Here is a 16665-nt window from a genome sequence, read left to right as displayed (position 1 = left end):
TAGCGCGCCCCGCCGATGCGCGACGCGGTCGGCGGGGCTTCACTGAGGGCATGCCGGATGTTCTTGTGGGCGCAGGTCCTCTCCGTATCCCCGACGTCGTCGCCGTGGCGCGCGATGCCGCGCCCGTGCGGCTCGATCCCGACGCCCTCGGCCGGATGGCGCACACCCGCGCCGTCATCGACCGGCTCGCCGACCACCCGCTGCCGCACTACGGCGTCTCGACCGGGTTCGGCGCCCTGGCCACCACGCACATCCCGCCGGACGATCGCCGCCGGCTGCAGCGCTCGCTGGTGCGCAGCCACGCCGCCAGCGCCGGGCCGGAGGTCGAGCGCGAGGTCGTCCGCGGCACGATGCTCCTCCGGCTGGCGACGCTCACCACCGGCCGTACCGGAGTCCGCCCGGTCGTTGCCGAAACGTACGCCGCGATGCTCAATGCGGGCATCACCCCGATCATCGGCGAGTACGGGTCACTCGGATGCTCGGGCGACCTCGCCCCGCTCGCTCACCTCGCGCTGGCCGCCATCGGCGAGGGCGAGGTGCACGACCCGTCCGGCACGCGCCGGGACGCCGCATCCGCCCTCGCCGAGGCCGGCATCACCCCGCTCGTGCTGCAAGAGAAGGAGGGGCTCGCGCTCATCAACGGCACCGACGGGATGCTGGGGATGCTGGCGCTCGCCATCTCCGATCTCGACGCACTGCTGCACACCGCCGACATCGCGGCGGCCATGAGCGTCGAGGGACTGGCGGGCACCGACGGGGTCTTCGCCGCCGACCTCCACGCCCTCCGGCCGCACCCCGGGCAGGCCGCGTCGGCGGCCGTGATGCGCGGGATGCTCGACGGATCGCCGGTCATCGCCGCCCATCAGACGGCGGGGTTCACGCGCGTGCAGGATGCGTACTCGGTGCGCTGCGCGCCCCAGGTGCACGGCGCAGCGCGTGACACTGTCGACCATGCGCGGCTCGTCGCCGATCGCGAGCTCGCGAGCGCCATCGACAACCCCGTCGTGACGCCCGATGGCCGGGTCGAGTCCAACGGGAACTTCCACGGCGCTCCGATCGGGTACGTCCTCGACTTCCTCGCGATCGCCGCAGCGGACGTCGCGAGCATGAGCGAGCGGCGCACCGACCGTTTCCTCGACCGCACGCGCAGTCATGGGCTGCCGCCGTTCCTCGCCGATAACCCGGGCGTGGACAGCGGACACATGATCGCCCAATACACGCAGGCCGGGATCGTCAGCGAACTCAAGCGGCTCGCGGTGCCCGCATCCGTCGACTCCATCCCGACGAGCGCGATGCAGGAGGACCACGTGTCGATGGGATGGAGCGCGGCCCGAAAGCTCCGCCGGGCAATCGAAGGGCTGACCACGGTGCTGGCGATCGAGGTGTTCACCGCGGCGCGCGGCATCGAAATGCGCGGCGAAGGCGCCGCTCCAGCGACCGGCCGCGTGGTCGACGCGCTCCGCGAAACGGTGCCCGGCGCAGGTCCCGACCGCTACCTCGCCCCGGAGATCGCCGCGGCGACCGACTTCGTCGCCTCCGGTGGGGTGCTTCGCGCGGCCGGCGTCACGGACGAGGGATCTCGATAACGGCCCGATGCGAGCCGCACGCCGGACACCGCACTTCTTGGCAGGTCAGCGGGATGCGGCGCCGTCGGCGTAGCCGGCGGCGTACGCCTCGTCGGCACCCAGGCGGAACATGTCGCGCTCGGTCGGTCGGACGATCGAGCGGGCACCGGGAAGGTCCAGCGACCCGACGAGGTCGGCCCGGCCCCGGACCACCGCGACGGGGCGGCGCGAGGCCTTGCCCTTCACGAGGTCGGCGGCGGATGCCAGCTCGTCGGCGACGCACGGCATCGTGACGACCAACGGCCGGCCCTCCGCATCCACGCCCCCGCGGAGATCCTCGAACACCAGCACGCCGGCAGCTCCGATCGCCGAGTCGGTCTGCCCCTCGCGCCACGCGCGCCCGAGTGTGTCGGAGATGAGGACCCCCACCAGGGCGCCGGTCCGCTCGCGCAGGCCTTCCGCGAGCGCGCGCGCCGACGCATCCGGGTCTTCCGGCAGCAGCAGGACGGTACCGTCAGGGGTGTTGCTCGCGTCGACGCCGGCGGCGGCCGCCACCATCCCCAGTCGGTTCTCGACGATCCGCGTGACATGTCCGGTCGGCGCGGTGCGGGTCGCCACGGTCCGCACCGTCTCGGCGGTGATCGCGTCTTCGCGGTCTTCGGCGATGACGAAACGGTTCTCGGCCTTCGACACGATCTTGGAGGTCACCACGACGATGTCGCCGTCGCGCAACTCATCTCGCGCCGCATCCGCGATCACCGCGACCAGATCGGTCCCCGGTGCGACCTCGCCGATGCCCTCGAGGGCCCAGACCTGCAACACGTCAGCGGACGAAGCGGACTTCGGTGAGCGTCTCGCCGAGGAAGGGCTCGGTGTGTGAGGCGCCGTCGAGGGTGAACCCGTTGCGCGTGTAGAAACGGTGCGCGCGGGGGTTGTCTTCGGCGACCCACAGATACACCGGCTCGTCCTTCTCCACGACGGCGTCGAAGAGCTGCTGGCCAATGCCGGTGCCGTGCCACGCGTCGAGGAGGTAGATGAAATACAGCTCCCGGTTGCGCGGGGCGTCCCGGTCGCGGGCGGGTCCGGAGCCGGCGAATCCGACGATGTCGCCATCGAGGAGAGCGGCTCGCATCGTGAACTCCGGGCCCTGGACGGCCCAGTGGGTCCAGAGCTCCGCCATCCGCTTCGGCGAGACCCGTTCGAGCGCCGCCTTGCTGATGAGGTGGTCGTACGTCTCGTGCCAGCAGGTCGCGTGCACACGTCCGAGGGCTTCGATATCCACGTCGCGTACGGGTCGCACGACGATGTCGGTGTGCAGTTCGGCGTCCATGGGCGTGACTCTACGCGCGCGGGTGCGGGGCGAGAAATTCAATACAAAGGTGTCTCGTGTCGCGATTCCGGGGTGCCGTTCGCCGCCCCCGCGAAGCTACTGTGAGAGCGTGCGGACGGTCGTGGTGACGATGGGCCGGCTCCTCGTCGCCCACTGGCCCGCGCTCATCGCCTGGTTCTTCGCGGGCATCCTCGGCCGCTACCTCGCGATCGAGCTGGCCGGCTTCGTCGGCGCGTACACCGCGATCGGCGGCTTCCTCTTGCTGCCGTTGGCGATCCTCGCGCGCCTGATCGGGTTCGTCGCGATGTTCCTCGTCCTGCGCGACGGGATGGCGCGCCTGGGCGCCATCGCGCCGGTGCCGGCCGAGCCCGCCGGACGCCGCCGGGCGTTCCGTGACGCTCTGCTGGCGTCGATCCTGCCGTTCTTCGCCGTCTACACCGCGTGGGGGTTCCTGCGGGAAGACGTCACGGCGTACATGAACCGGGCTCTCGAGGTGCAGTCCGAACGCATCATCGTCTCGACCTTCTCCGGCGGGCCGGAGGTGGACACGAGTGGCACCGTCCTGGAGCTCGGCTTCGAGCCCTGGACCGCCGCCGCCATCGTTCTGGCTTTCACGGGGCGCTGGGCGTGGAAGCGGTGGGCGTCCCGGGTTCCGCGCTGGTTCGCGGTCGGCGCGGTGTACCTCGAGGCGGTGTGGGTCTTCCTCACTCTCTTCCTCATCTCGGACGCCGTCGGCTGGGTGACCGAATGGATCGACACGCGTCAGGCGATGGCGTGGCTCGCCGACATGCGCGGCTGGCTTGCCGGCGCCGTGGCCCCGGTGGCGTGGGCGTGGGATGCGGCGGAGTGGCTGATCGGACAGGTCGGCGCGGTCGTCCTGCTGCCCCTTGCGTGGCTGACGATCGCCGGCGTCATCTACGGACAGGCCGTGTCACCGCAGGGCGTCGCGGTGCGTGCGCCTCTCGTGGAGAAGGTGCGCGGGCGGTACACGAGCCTCCCGCAGCGACTCCGCCGACGCGTGGGCGACATCGGCTCGGGGCTGGGGTCGCGGTTCCAGCCGATCTGGCGGGCACTGGTGCTCATGTGGCGGGGCGGCCCGATCCTCGTCGGCGGGTACGTCCTGCTGTACACCGTCCTGCTGCTGGGCGAGCGGCTGCTGACGGTCGGGCTCACGCGGGCGCTGGGCCCGCACGACTTCTACTCGTTCTGGATCGTGGCCGACACCCTCGTGCTCCTCGCCGTCCCGCTCGTCATCGAACCGTTGCGCGCGGTACTGGTCGCCAGCGCCTACGACGCGACGATCGGCGCGCTGATCGGCGCACCCGTGGTGTCGTCAGGGCACGTCGACGACGAGTCGCAGGAAGCGCGGGAGCTCGTCCACGACCGTGAAGTCGAGGCCGACGGAGCCGGAGACGTCGTCGGGAACGAGGAACGGGACGGCGACGGTGTAGCCGCCGATCCGCTCGGAGTCGCATGACCACGTCGCGTCCTCGTCGGAGGGCAGATCGATGGTGAGGGTGGCGTTGGTCCACCGTCGGCCTTCACCGGACAGCTCGCGCAGGGTCGGGGAACCGCACCGTGCGGGCGCATCGTCTGTTCGCACCGGAACCTCCACCGATAGCACCTTCACTCCCTGCGGAAGCTCCCAGTCCGGGTCTTCCCGCAGCTCCGTGACCGTCGCCGGTCCGTACGTGGCTCCGGAGAAGTCGGCCGTTTCCCCGGCGTCGACGGCGACGGGGAACACCTCGCGGCCGGAGTAGTACCCCCACCACTCGTTGCCGCCGATGACGACAGCGCTCGCGGGGACGAGGAGGGCCGCCGCCGTCAGGGCGAAGCTGTTGCGGCGCAGCCAGGAGGAGGTCATGCCTGTGCCCATTCGGTCGGGAGCAACTCCGTCTCGGGGAGGTGCTCGACAGCCCCGAGGTCGATCGTCAGCTCGATGAGCGCGTCCAGCCGCGTCTCCGTGTCCTCCGAGAGGCGCAGGATCCCCACATCGGCAGCGGCATCGGCGGGCAACTCGAAAGCGATGCTGCCGGAGAGCGGGATGCCGACGAAGAGCGGTTCCCGGAACAGCGACGCGGGCCTCTCGCTGGCGCGGAAGGTGCGATCACCGATGGTGAGGGTGGCGCCGCGGAGGAGTGCTCCCTGCTCGTCCATCCGTGCGGCGATGTCGAGATCGACCACGAGCCACGTCCCCTCCGCGCTCCATCCCTCGGCGGTGACGCGCTCAGCCACGCGCGCGTCCCTGATCGTCGCGGTGAGCGTGCGGGCTGCGACCTCCTCGCCGATCACCGCAACGACGGGGAAGGGCGCCTCGGCCGCGTCTTCCGGCGGTGTGATCAGGGTGATGATCCACGCGACCACGAGCAGCCCCACGCCGATCGACCACGCCAGCCACGGCCTCATTCCTCTGCTCCCGCCGAGGCGCCCGCGCCCACGTCGGTGAGGCGAACCGCCACGCGGGCTCCGACGACCGGGTCGATCCACGACTGACCGGCCGTGACGAAGGAGCCGGTGTGCAACTCCGCGTCGCCCAGCTCGACGACGAGCTCGGCCCCCTCTCGGAAGCGGCCGGCCTCCACTCGCCACACGATGGCCAGTTCGGCGGGAACTCCCGGCTGAAGATACGGTGACCGCGTCGTGTCATCGAAGCGCGCGACCGCGCTGGGAGGTCGGTCACCGAGCTCCGGGATGCGGAAGTTCTGCGACACGCTGGAGTCGCCTGTCGTGGCGAGGGCCTCGGTCCACCGATTCTCGGCGGTGACCACGAGTACGAGCACCCGTTCCCATGGCTCGACCGTCACCCCCGCCTCCGGGAGATCGTCGATGAGGACGGCCCGCTCCACGGTGATCGCGAGCTGCTCGTTGACGTGCTCGTCCCCGGCGGTGAGCTCGGGAATCGCCGGCGCGGCGACGGTCGCCAAACCGCCGAAGCCGGCTGTCGCTGCGAGGAACGCCGCGGCCCCCAACCCGCCGAACCACCGGGTGGGTATGCGGTCGGTCGCGGCGTGCACCCACCGGAACCGGCCGCCGGGCGCGGGAGACGGAGCCCTCCCACCCTCGCTCTGCGGCGCCCCCGAGTCCACGGCGCCAGCCTAGAGGCGAACCGGCCGAGCTGGGTACGCGGCACGGGCGCGGTGCCCCCGCCCCTATCCTGAGCAGATGCGTACGGCCCGCGCCACGGTCAAAGACGTCGCGGCGCTCGCGCGCGTGTCACCCAAGACCGTGTCGAACGTGCTCACCGGCACCGTGCACGTCCGCCCCGAGACCCGCGCACGCGTCGAGCAGGCCATGGCCGCACTGGACTTCGTGCCCAACCTCAGTGCACGAGGTCTGCGCAGCGGCCGGTCCGGAGTCATCGCCGTCGCCCTTCCCGACCTGGCAACGGCCTTCTCGGCCGACCTCCTGCACTTCCTGGTCGAGGCGGCGCACGAGCGTGGGTTCGCGGTGCAGATCGAGGAGACGGCCGCCCGTCCTCAACGCGAACGCGATCTGCTCTCCCGCGCCCGGGCGCACCTCGTGGACGGTCTCATCCTGAACCCCATCCGGCTCGAAGACAGCGTGATCGATCGCGCCGACGACCTGCCACCGGTGGTGCTGATCGGCGAGGTCGAGCAGCACCGCACCGACCGGGTGCTCATCGACAGTCGCCAGGCGGCGAAGGATGCGACGCGGCACCTCATCGCTCGGGGGGCTGGCCGCATCGCCGCGATCGGCGGGGACGACCGAGCCGAACACGCCACGGCGACCAGTCGTCTCCGGCTGGCGGGGTTCCGGGACGCACTGGCCGAGGCGGGGATGAGCTCCGACCCGGCGAGCGAGGTCAATCTCCTGCCATGGAGCATGGCCGCCGGCGCCGCGGCCGTCCGCGAGCTCCGCCGGCGCAGCATCCCCGTCGACGGAGTCGTCGCGTTCACGGACTCCCTCGCCGTCGGGGCCGTCCGCGAACTCGCCGAGGGCGGGGTGCGGGTACCCGATGACGTCCTGATCGTGGGATTCGACGACATCGAGGTCGCACGGTTCACGACCCCCTCGCTCACCACGGTGGGCTTCGACCGGCGCCTGTTCGCGCAGGAGTCGCTGCGCCTCCTCGTCGAGCGGATCGCGCGGCCGGGACAGGAGCCGGAGGCCGTCACCATCCCGCATCGCGTCATCGAGCGGGAGAGCACGGTGAAGCCGGCCGCGTAGGCCCGCTGAGACGGCGCGTCGGCCACTGGCTCTTGCTCCCCGGTTACATCGATGTAAGGATGCTGTCACTCTCACCGCGGACTGGTCACGAAGGAGTGGCGATGACGGCACCCTCAGCCTTCACCCGAAGGCAGTTCCTCAGCCTCGCGACGGCGCTGGCCGGCACCGCGGCGCTCGCGGCGTGCAGTCCGGGCGCCGTATCGGCGTCGGGCGCGCGACCGTTGGAGTTCTGGCACCTGCTCAGCGGCGCGGACGGCGTCACGATGTCGGGTCTGATCGATTCCGCGAACGCCGGGCAGAGCGCATACCGCGTCCACCCCACCGTGCTGTCGTGGGGGGAGCCCTACTACACGAAGCTCGCCATGGCGGCCGCCGGCGGGCGAGCGCCCGACCTGTCGGTGATGCACGCCTCGCGCGTCGTGGGCTACGCCCCGGGCGGACTCCTGGACACCTGGGATGTGCAGCGGCTGGGCGAACTCGGTCTCGACGAGAGCACGTTCCCGGCCGCGATCTGGGAGAAGGGGTTCGTCGGCGACAACCTCTACAGTGTCGCGCTGGACGCGCACCCGTTCATCCTGATGTACAACACCGAGATCTGCGAGCGGGCCGGCGTCCTGGACAGTGACGGGCGACTGCGGCCGGTGTCGTCCCCGGAGGACTTCCTCGAACTGGCTCGGGCGGTGGCGGGGGAGTCGGAGGGCCACGGCCTGTCGTACGGATACCTCGGCGACGGCGCCCAGATGTGGCGGCTGTTCTACACCTTCTACACCCAGCACGGGATGGAGATCGAGCTGCCCGAAGGCGGAAACGCCGAGATGGACGACGATGTCGCGGTCACGGCGCTGAGCTTCATGCAGGAGCTCCTCGACGGCGAGATCGCGGCGCGCGAGAACGACTACCAGTCCGCGATCGCCGAATTCGCCACCGGTCGCAGCGGGCTCTTCCTCACCGGCGTGTGGGAGTTGCGATCGATGCAGGAGCAGGACCTCCCGCTGGATGCGACGATCATCCCGACGCTCTTCGGCACTCCGAGCGTCTACGCCGACTCGCACGCGTTCACCCTGCCGCACCAGAGTTCCCCCGACCCGCAGAAGCGAGACCTCGTCTACCGGTTCGTCGCGGACATCCTCAAAGGATCCTTCGACTGGGCCGGGGCGGGACACATCCCGGCGTACCTCCCGGTGACCGAGGCGCCCGACTACGCCGACCTGCTCCCGCAGGCCCACTACGCCGAGGCTGCGGAGTACGTCGTCTACGACCCGCCGGCGTGGTTCACCGGCTCCGGGTCGCGCTTCCAGGCCGAGTTCGGCTCGGCGGTGCAGAACGTGCTGCTGGGCGGAGACGACCCGTCCGCGGCGATCGCCCGGTTCCGCTCCCGATTGGACGCGCAACTGAAAACGCCCAACCCGGCCAATCCCGAGGGAGGCACGGCATGACCACCACAGCACCCGCCACCTCGACCACCACGGTCGTGACCGGCCGCCCGGCCCCCCGTGTCCGACGCCACGCCGGAGACCGCCGCGAGGCCGCCGCCGCCTGGGGCTTCCTCGCGCCCTTCCTCCTCGCCTTCGCGCTCTTCCTCGTCTGGCCGCTTCTGCACGGCCTCTACCTCAGCTTCACCAACCAGTCCCTCACCGGCGCCGGCGGATCCTTCGTGGGATTCGCGAACTACGCCGAGGCGCTCACCGATCCGGTGATGTGGCGTTCGCTCGGCAACACCGCATGGTTCACCATCCTCTCCACGGTGCCGCTCGTGCTGCTCGCGCTGGTGATGGCGCTGCTCGTGCATCGCGGGCTCCCCGGCCAATGGCTGTGGCGACTGTCGTTCTTCATGCCGTATCTGCTCGCCTCCACCGTGATCTCGCAGATCTGGGTGTGGATCTTCAACCCCCAGATCGGTGCCGCCAACCGGATCCTGCAGACCTTCGGGCTCGAGCCGCTCGCGTGGCTGCAGAGCCCCGACACCAACATGTACGCGATCGTCATCGCCACGGTGTGGTGGACCGTGGGCTTCAACTTCCTGCTCTATCTCGCCGCGCTCCAGAACATCCCTCACCAGCAGTACGAGGCGGCGTCGCTGGACGGTGCCGGGCCGTGGCGTCAGCTGTGGTCGATCACCCTTCCGCAGCTCGGGCAGGTGACCGTGCTCATCGTGATCCTGCAGGTGCTCGCCTCGCTGAAACTCTTCGACCAGGCGTACCAGATGCTCGGGGGCATCGCGAGCGACACCACCCGATCGATCGTGCAGTACATCTACGAGGCGGGATTCGTCGGCTACCGCTTCGGCTACTCCGCCGCCATCTCCTACGTCTTCTTCGCGATCATCGTCGTCATCGGCGTCATACAGGCGCTCGCTCTGCGCCGCCGGGGGGAGCAGTCATGACCACCACCGCTCAGGCCCGCACACCGCTCGCCACGCCGGAGGGGGCAGGAACCGCCCCCGACCGCGTGAAAAAGCCCGGCGGGCGCCGGTTCAGCCTTCTCAATGTGCTCGCCTTCGTGGCACTGGCACTTCTCGCTCTGGGCTGGCTGCTGCCGTTCCTCTGGGCGGTGGCGACCTCGTTCATGACCGAAACGGATGCTGCGTCCGGGGGGAGCTGGATCGGGGCGTCCGGTCCCACCATCGACGCGTACCAGACGATCCTGGCGCAGGGGAACGTCTACGTCTGGGCGTTCAACAGCCTGTGGACGTCGGCCGCGGTCACGTTCATCACTCTGGCCATCTCGGCCCTCGCCGCCTATGCGTTCTCCCGGTTGGACTTCCCGGGGAAGAGCTTCCTGTACGGCGCCGTCATCGCGTCGATCGTGGTCCCACCGCAGGTGCTGATCATCCCCCTGTTCTACGAGATGCTCGCGTTCAACCTCGTCGATACGCCTCTCGGGCTGATCCTGCCGCAGATCGTGGCGCCGCCGATGGTGTTCATCCTGAAGAAGTTCTTCGACCAGGTGCCGATCGAGCTCGAGGACGCGGCGCGGGTGGATGGTGCGGGCCGGATCCGGGTCTTCTGGTCCGTCGTCCTGCCCCTGTCCCGCGGCATCCTCGCGGCCGTCGCGATCTTCGTCTTCATCACCACCTGGAACAACTTCCTGTGGCCGTTCCTCATCATCAACGACACGAACCTGATGACCCTCCCCGTCGGCCTCCAGACCGTCATCAGCGCGTATGGCGTGCAATACGCCCAGATAATGGCTCAGGCGGTGCTCGCCTCGGTGCCGTTGATCGTGTTGTTCCTGATCTTCCAGAAGCAGATCGTCCGCGGCGTCGCCACCACCGGCTTCGGCGGCACCTGAGCCGTCTCCGCCGTCCCGCCGTTCCCCCGCCCCATCCGTCGTAACAGGAGAACAATGTCCCGCGCCCGCATCGTCATCGACCGTGACTTCACCGTGGCCGACGTGCCGCGACGGCTCTTCGGCTCTTTCGTGGAGCACATGGGCCGCTGCGTGTACACCGGCATCTTCGAACCGGGGCACCCCGAAGCGGATGAGCGCGGGTTTCGACGGGACGTCCTCGCGCTCGTGAAGGAGATGGGTCCGACCGTCGTGCGCTACCCGGGAGGCAACTTCGTCTCGGGCTACCTGTGGGAGGACGGTGTCGGGCCCGTGGCCGATCGTCCTCGACGGTTGGACGGGGCGTGGCACACGGTGGAGACGAACGCCTTCGGTCTGCACGAATTCGTCGACTGGGCCCGTGAGGCCAACGTCGAGGTGATGCAGGCGGTGAACCTGGGCACCCGCGGCGTCGAGGAGGCGCGCGCGCTCGTCGAGTACGCGAATCATCCCGGCGGGACGTACTGGTCCGATCTGCGCCGGCGCAACGGAGCATCCGAACCCTTCGACATCCGCCTGTGGTGCCTGGGCAACGAACTCGACGGACCGTGGCAGATCGGACACAAGACGGCGCACGAGTACGGCCGCCTCGCGCAGGAGACCGCGAAGGCCATGCGCTTCATCGACCCCGACCTGGAACTGGTCGCGGTCGGGTCGTCCGGCCGGCAGATGCCGACCTTCGGCTCGTGGGAGCACACCGTCCTCACGCACGCGTATGACGAGGTGGATTACATCTCGATGCACGCGTACTACCAGGAGCGCGACGAGGATGCGGCATCCTTCCTCGCCGAGGCCGTCGACATGGATGCCTTCATCGACGGAGTGGTCGCCACGATCGACGCCGTGAAGGCTGCCGGCAAGCACACGAAGCAGGTCCACATCTCGTTCGACGAGTGGAACGTCTGGTACCAGGAGGGTCAGCAGACCGAGGACCAGCCGCATCTGGTCGCACGGCAGTGGCGGGAGCATCCCCGGCTCATCGAAGACACCTACTCCGTCACCGACGCCGTCGTCGTCGGAACGTTCCTGCACAGCCTGCTGCGGCACGGCGACCGCGTGCGCATCGCCAACCAGGCACAGCTCGTCAACGTCATCGCGCCCATCCGCTCCGAGGAGAACGGCCCGGCCTGGCGGCAGACGATCTTCTGGCCGTTCGCGCGGATCGCCGAGCTCGCCCGCGGCCGCATCCTCCGTCTCGCCGTGGAATCGTCGCAGATCCCGACGGTGAAATTCGGCGATGTGGATGCGGTGGATGCCGCGGCCACCTGGGACGAGGAGTCGGGCCGGGTCGCGCTCTTCCTCGCCAACCGCTCGCTCGATGAGGCGACCGACGTCTCGATCGAACTGCGCGGTCTGGGTGCCACGGGCGTGCGGGACGCGGAGGTGCTCACCCTCCCCGACGGCGGTGACCGGTATGCCGCGAACACCCAGGACGCCCCCGACACGGTGGGTCTTGTGCCCCTGCGATCGGTGGGCCTCGAGGACGGCACGCTGCGCGCGACGCTTCCGCCGCTGTCGTGGTCCGTCGTGCAGCTCGACGTAACCCGCTCCTGACCCCCCACCCCCTCTCCGGGCCGCGAGACTGCATCTCCGCCACGAGACTGCCGGCGGCGGATGCGGTCTCGTGGCGCAGGTGGAGTCTCGCGGCCCCGGGGTGGGCCGGGGTCGGCTACGCTCGCGGATCGTGAACCTGCTCTGGCGCACCCTCCTCGTCATCGCCCATGCCCGCCGGAAGGCCCGCCGTCCCGGCGGACGCCTCGCCCTGACCGAGGTCGGCCGCATCCGCCTCACGACGCTCCCCACCGACATCGACATGCTGCGGCACATGAACAACGGCCGGTACCTGTCGCTGTTCGACCTCGGCCGGTGGGACCTGCTCGTCCGCACCGGCATCTCCGACAAGATGCGCGAACGAGGGTGGTATCCGGTGGTGTCGAGTGAGACGGTGACCTTCCGCAAGTCGCTGAACCTGTGGCAGCGCTTCGAGCTGGAGACGCGCCTCCTCGGGCACGACGACCGCGCCCTCTACCTCGAGCACCGCGCCGTGGTGCGGGGCGAGATCTACGCCCGCGCGATCATCCGCGCGCGCTTCCTCAAGCGCGAAGGCGGCACCCTCCCGCACGAGGAACTGTTCGCCGCCATGGGCCAGCCGGAGGGGCTTCCGGATGTCGAGCCGTGGGTGCACGAGTGGGCCGCCGCATCCGCCCTTCCGTCCACCCGCCGCCCCGCGCCCAGCGTCTGGGACCACTGACGCGCGCCCGATCCGAAAGGGCCGGCGTCGAGCGTCGTCTCCCCTGCGCCGTGCGCACAACTCCTCAGCAGACGGCCCCCTGGCCCGATTCCGGGTCCAGGACGGGCCGGGGTTGAGGAGTTGCGTCCGCCGCGGCACGCCGCATGCCGGCCCTCGGACGCCCTGCCTAGGCTGTGGATCATGAGCACGACAGCGCCCGCGCCGCCTTCTCCGGATCTGCCGGATGGCGCCGTGGAGCTCGCCCGGCGCTGGGCGTCAGAGGCCGCCGGCGAGCCCGTCGACCCGGCGGCGGCGCGGCTGGCGGGCGTGTTGCGCGACCCTCGCGGTCTGGAATTCACGATCGGCTTCGTCGACGGAGTGATGCGACCCGAGAGCCTCTCGGCCGCCGCATCCTCACTCCACCGGATCGCCCCGCTCGTGCCCGGCTTCCTGCCGTGGTACCTGCGCGGCGCCGTGCAGCTGGGCGGGGTGGTGGCCCCTGCGCTTCCCGCCCCGGTCGTACCGATTGCGCGCCGGGCGCTGCGGGAAATGGTCGGGCACCTCGTCGTCGACGCGCGACCGGACAAGCTCGGCCCCGCCCTCGCGAAGCTGCGGGAAGGCGGCGCGCGGCTCAACCTGAACCTCCTGGGCGAGGCGGTGCTCGGCGAGGCGGAGGCGCAGCGCCGGCTCGAGGGGATCCACGACCTCATCCGCCGCCCCGACGTGGACTACGTCTCGGTGAAGGTGTCGGCGATCGCGTCGCACCTGACCCTGTGGGCGTTCGACGACATGGTGGAGCGCATCACCGAGCGGCTTCTGCCGCTGTATCTCAGTGCCGCGGCCGACGGCACGTTCGTCAATCTCGACATGGAGGAGTACCGCGATCTCGACCTGACGATCGCGGTGTTCACGCGGCTGCTGGAAGACCCGCGCCTGAGCGCCCTCGAGGCGGGCATCGTGCTGCAGGCCTACCTTCCCGACGCGCTCCCGGCGCTGCGCGAGCTGAACGCCTGGGCGCGGCACCGCGTGGCCGACGGCGGGGCGCGGATCAAGATCCGCCTCGTCAAGGGCGCGAACCTCGCCATGGAGCGGGTGGATGCGGTCCTTCACGGCTGGGCGCTGGCCACCTACGACAGCAAGCTCGACACCGACGCGAACTACCTGCGGTGCCTCGACGAGGCGCTCCGACCCTCCAACACCGCCGCCGTGCGCGTGGGTGTCGCCGGTCACAACCTCTTCGACATCGCGCACGCCTGGTTGCTCGCCGGGGAACGGGGCGTGCGGGCGGACGTCGAGTTCGAGATGCTGCTCGGCATGGCGCAGGGGCAGGTGGCCGCGGTCACGCGCGAGGTCGGGCACGTGCTGCTGTATGTCCCGGTCGTCCGCCCGGACGAGTTCGACGTCGCCATCAGCTACCTCGTCCGCCGCCTGGAGGAGAACGCCTCCGGTGAGAACTTCCTCTCCGCCGCGTTCGACCTGGACGACGATCCCGAACTGTTCGCCCGAGAACGTGACCGCTACCTCGCTTCGGTCGACCGTGCGGCCGACCCGAGGCTGGCGCTCGGACCGAAGCGGGCTCAGGAGCGCGATGTCGACCTGGATCCTGACGCGCCGCGCATCCTGCGCGACCCGGCCGACGCCGCGCAGGGCCTCACACAGGCGGTGCTGGGCATCGCACGGTCGGCGTCCGCCACCGACACCGATCCCGCTCAGGTGATCTTCGGGGGTGAGGCGTTCGTGGAGACGGCCGTCTTCTCGCCGCGCGAGGACGAAGTGGATGCGGTGGGCGCCCCGGGGTTCCGCAACGCCGCCGACTCCGATCCCGCCCTCCCGTCGAACCGGGAGTGGGGCACCGCCGTGCTCGCCCGTGTGGCGACCAGCGTCGCGGGAGACACGACGCTGGAGGCGGCGCAGGTTGATGACGCCGCGGCCCTGGACGCCGTGGTGACCGGGGTACGGGATGCCGCGACGGCGTGGGGCGCGCGTCCTGCGGCCGAGCGTGCCGAGGTGCTCGCCCGGGCTGCCCGTGCGCTCGCATCCCGTCGGGGGGTGCTCATCGAAGTCGCCGCATCCGAGACCGGCAAGGTGTTCGCCGAGGCCGACGTCGAGGTGAGCGAGGCGATCGACTTCGCGAACTACTACGCCGCGACGGCGCGCGAGCTCGATCGGGTGGCGGGGGCCGTGTTCGTCCCGGCCGGCGTCACGGTGGTCGCGCCTCCGTGGAACTTCCCGATCGCGATCCCCGCCGGTGGCGTCCTGGCCGCGCTCGCCGCCGGAAGCGGGGTCGTGTTCAAGCCCGCCCCGCAGGCGCGACGCTGCGCCGCGGTGGTGGCCGAGGCCCTGTGGGATGCGGGCGTCCCGCGCGAGGTGCTGGCTCTCGTCGACCTCGACGAAGACCTCCTCGGCCGCGCGCTCATCGAGCACCCGGACGTGGAACGCGTCGTCTTGACCGGGTCGTGGGAGACCGCGCAGCTGTTCCGTTCGTGGCGTCCCGATCTGCCGCTCCTCGCCGAGACCAGCGGCAAGAACGGGATCATCGTCATGCCATCGGCCGACCTCGACCTCGCCGCATCCGATCTCGTGCGCAGCGCCTTCGGTCATGCGGGGCAGAAGTGCTCGGCGGCATCCCTGGCGATCCTCGTCGGACCCGTGGCCCGTTCCCGCCGCTTCGCGCAGCAGCTGGTGGACGCCACGACCTCGCTGCGGGTGGGTCCGGCGTCGGACCCGCTGAGCGAAGTGGGCCCGGTCATCCAGGCGCCGCAAGGCAAGCTGCAGTGGGCGCTCACCACCCTGGACGAGGGCGAGCGCTGGCTCGTCGCCCCGCGCGAACTCGACTTCGGCCCTGACGAGGCAGGTCGGTATTGGACGCCGGGGATCCGCACGGGCGTCGCGCCGGGATCACGCTTCCACCGCGAAGAGTTCTTCGGTCCGGTGCTCGGGATCATGCACGCGAACTCGCTCGCGCAGGCGGTCGAACTCCAGAATGCGGTGGAGTTCGGGCTCACGGCCGGGCTGTACACGCAGCATCCCGATGACCTCGCCCTGTGGCTGGAGCGCGTGCAGGCCGGAAACCTCTACGTCAACCGCGGCATCACGGGCGCCATCGTGCAGCGGCAGCCCTTCGGCGGCTGGAAGCGCTCGTCGGTGGGGCCGGGCGCCAAGGCCGGCGGGCCGAACTACCTCGTCGGGCTCGGATCGTGGCGGAGCACGACGGGCGGGGCGCCGTCCTCCACGCTGCACCTCCGCGGCCTCGACTCCCGCATCACCGGGGTCATCGAGGCCGCCCAGTCGTCGCTGGACTACGACGCGTTCGAGTGGCTCCGCCGCGGCGCGCTCTCGGACGCCGTCGCATGGGACCGCGAGTTCGGGCGCGTCAAGGATGTGTCGCACCTGCGGATCGAGCGCAACCTCTTGCGCTACCGGCCGGTGGATGCGGCGATCCGAGCGACCGCGGACGCCCCGTGGCAGGCGGTGCTGCGCGTCGTCCTGGCCGCCGTGCGGGCGGGCGGCCGGTTCACGCTGAGCGCCCCGGTCGGCCTTCCGGCGGACGTGCGGCGCGCGCTCGGGGAGCTCGGTGTGCCGGTTTCGGTGGAGACGGATGAGCAGTGGCTCCAGCGCATCGCAGCGGGGGCCGGAGGGGTCGACGCGGCCGAGGGCGACGCATCCCCCCGTCCGGCGCGCGTGCGGCTGGTCGGAGCGGCCGAGTCGGTCGCGGCCCTGCACCGCGCGCTCGCCCACGCCGTCGAGGGCGACCCCGACGTGGCGGTCTACGCCGACGAGGTCACCACGGCCGGCCGGATCGAGCTGCTGCCCTTCCTCCACGAGCAGTCGATCAGCATCACCGCGCACCGCTACGGCACCCCCGACCCCTGGACCGCCGCCGTCATCTGACCCGCCCGCCCCTCCCTCCCGCCCTCCCGTCCCGCCCTCCCGCCCGTCCCCCCTCCCTCCCGCGAGAAACGACGATCCGGACGAGAAACGACGCGGCGCATCCTTTCTCGTCCGGAATGTCGTTTCTCGGGGGG

General features: G+C 70.7%; 13 protein-coding genes. 9 read left to right on the top strand and 4 right to left on the bottom strand.

Annotated elements, in window-relative coordinates; translation table 11 throughout:
* The first annotated feature begins 50 nt into the window (after positions 1–50).
* Positions 51–1586 (top strand): histidine ammonia-lyase, encoded by a 1536-nt coding sequence (gene hutH, locus AC4FS2_RS14345; RefSeq protein WP_491155885.1) that lies wholly within the window; start codon positions 51–53, stop codon positions 1584–1586.
* A gap of 45 nt (positions 1587–1631) precedes the next feature.
* On the opposite strand, the gene cofE is transcribed toward hutH, so the two are convergent.
* Positions 1632–2387, bottom strand: a complete 756-nt coding sequence (gene cofE, locus AC4FS2_RS14340; protein WP_491155886.1) for a coenzyme F420-0:L-glutamate ligase — start codon at positions 2385–2387, stop codon at positions 1632–1634.
* Position 2388: 1 nt separating this feature from the next.
* A complete protein-coding gene (locus AC4FS2_RS14335) occupies positions 2389–2895 on the bottom strand; it encodes a GNAT family N-acetyltransferase (RefSeq protein ID WP_491155888.1) in 507 nt (168 codons plus the stop codon).
* Between the two features lie 109 nt (positions 2896–3004).
* Between AC4FS2_RS14335 and AC4FS2_RS14330 the strand changes: the two genes are divergently transcribed.
* On the top strand, positions 3005–4372 hold the full coding sequence (locus AC4FS2_RS14330; RefSeq protein WP_491155889.1) for a hypothetical protein: 1368 nt from the start codon (positions 3005–3007) through the stop codon (positions 4370–4372).
* 383 nt (positions 4373–4755) lie between these two features.
* Here AC4FS2_RS14330 and AC4FS2_RS14325 read toward each other — a convergent pair whose 3' ends face one another.
* Positions 4756–5301, bottom strand: a complete 546-nt coding sequence (locus AC4FS2_RS14325; protein ID WP_491155891.1) for a hypothetical protein — start codon at positions 5299–5301, stop codon at positions 4756–4758.
* Entirely contained in the window at positions 5298–5981 is a 684-nt protein-coding gene (locus AC4FS2_RS14320) for a hypothetical protein (protein WP_491155892.1), read from the bottom strand. The genes AC4FS2_RS14325 and AC4FS2_RS14320 overlap by 4 nt, the downstream gene beginning before the upstream one ends.
* 76 nt (positions 5982–6057) lie before the next feature.
* Between AC4FS2_RS14320 and AC4FS2_RS14315 the strand changes: the two genes are divergently transcribed.
* The 7 genes from AC4FS2_RS14315 to AC4FS2_RS14285 all read left to right on the top strand — a co-directional run bounded on the left by AC4FS2_RS14315 (position 6058) and on the right by AC4FS2_RS14285 (position 16531).
* Positions 6058–7083 carry a LacI family DNA-binding transcriptional regulator gene (locus AC4FS2_RS14315; RefSeq protein ID WP_491155893.1) on the top strand — a complete coding sequence of 342 codons (1026 nt, stop codon included), beginning with the start codon at positions 6058–6060 and terminating at the stop codon, positions 7081–7083.
* Between the two features lie 101 nt (positions 7084–7184).
* Complete coding sequence (locus tag AC4FS2_RS14310) at positions 7185–8519, top strand: extracellular solute-binding protein (RefSeq protein WP_491155895.1); 1335 nt, start codon at positions 7185–7187, stop codon at positions 8517–8519.
* Positions 8516–9466 (top strand): carbohydrate ABC transporter permease, encoded by a 951-nt coding sequence (locus tag AC4FS2_RS14305; protein ID WP_491155897.1) that lies wholly within the window; start codon positions 8516–8518, stop codon positions 9464–9466. Before AC4FS2_RS14310 ends, AC4FS2_RS14305 begins: the two co-directional genes overlap by 4 nt.
* The gene (locus AC4FS2_RS14300) at positions 9463–10374 is read left to right on the top strand and encodes a carbohydrate ABC transporter permease (RefSeq protein ID WP_491155899.1); all 912 of its coding nucleotides are present in this window, start codon (positions 9463–9465) and stop codon (positions 10372–10374) included. The genes AC4FS2_RS14305 and AC4FS2_RS14300 overlap by 4 nt, the downstream gene beginning before the upstream one ends.
* A gap of 54 nt (positions 10375–10428) precedes the next feature.
* Positions 10429–11964 carry an arabinosylfuranosidase ArfA gene (gene arfA / locus AC4FS2_RS14295; protein WP_491155900.1) on the top strand — a complete coding sequence of 512 codons (1536 nt, stop codon included), beginning with the start codon at positions 10429–10431 and terminating at the stop codon, positions 11962–11964.
* A 130-nt stretch (positions 11965–12094) separates the two neighbouring features.
* Positions 12095–12661: a thioesterase family protein gene (locus AC4FS2_RS14290; RefSeq protein ID WP_491155901.1), complete on the top strand. Its 567-nt coding sequence runs from the start codon at positions 12095–12097 to the stop codon at positions 12659–12661.
* A 180-nt stretch (positions 12662–12841) separates the two neighbouring features.
* A complete protein-coding gene (locus AC4FS2_RS14285) occupies positions 12842–16531 on the top strand; it encodes a bifunctional proline dehydrogenase/L-glutamate gamma-semialdehyde dehydrogenase (protein WP_491155903.1) in 3690 nt (1229 codons plus the stop codon).
* Positions 16532–16665: the final 134 nt, after the last annotated feature.

The sequence above is a fragment of the Microbacterium sp. Z10_103 genome (assembly GCF_058310455.1).
The sequence above is the reverse complement of the archived record's forward strand: the minus strand, read 5'-3'. Positions and strand labels throughout refer to the sequence as shown.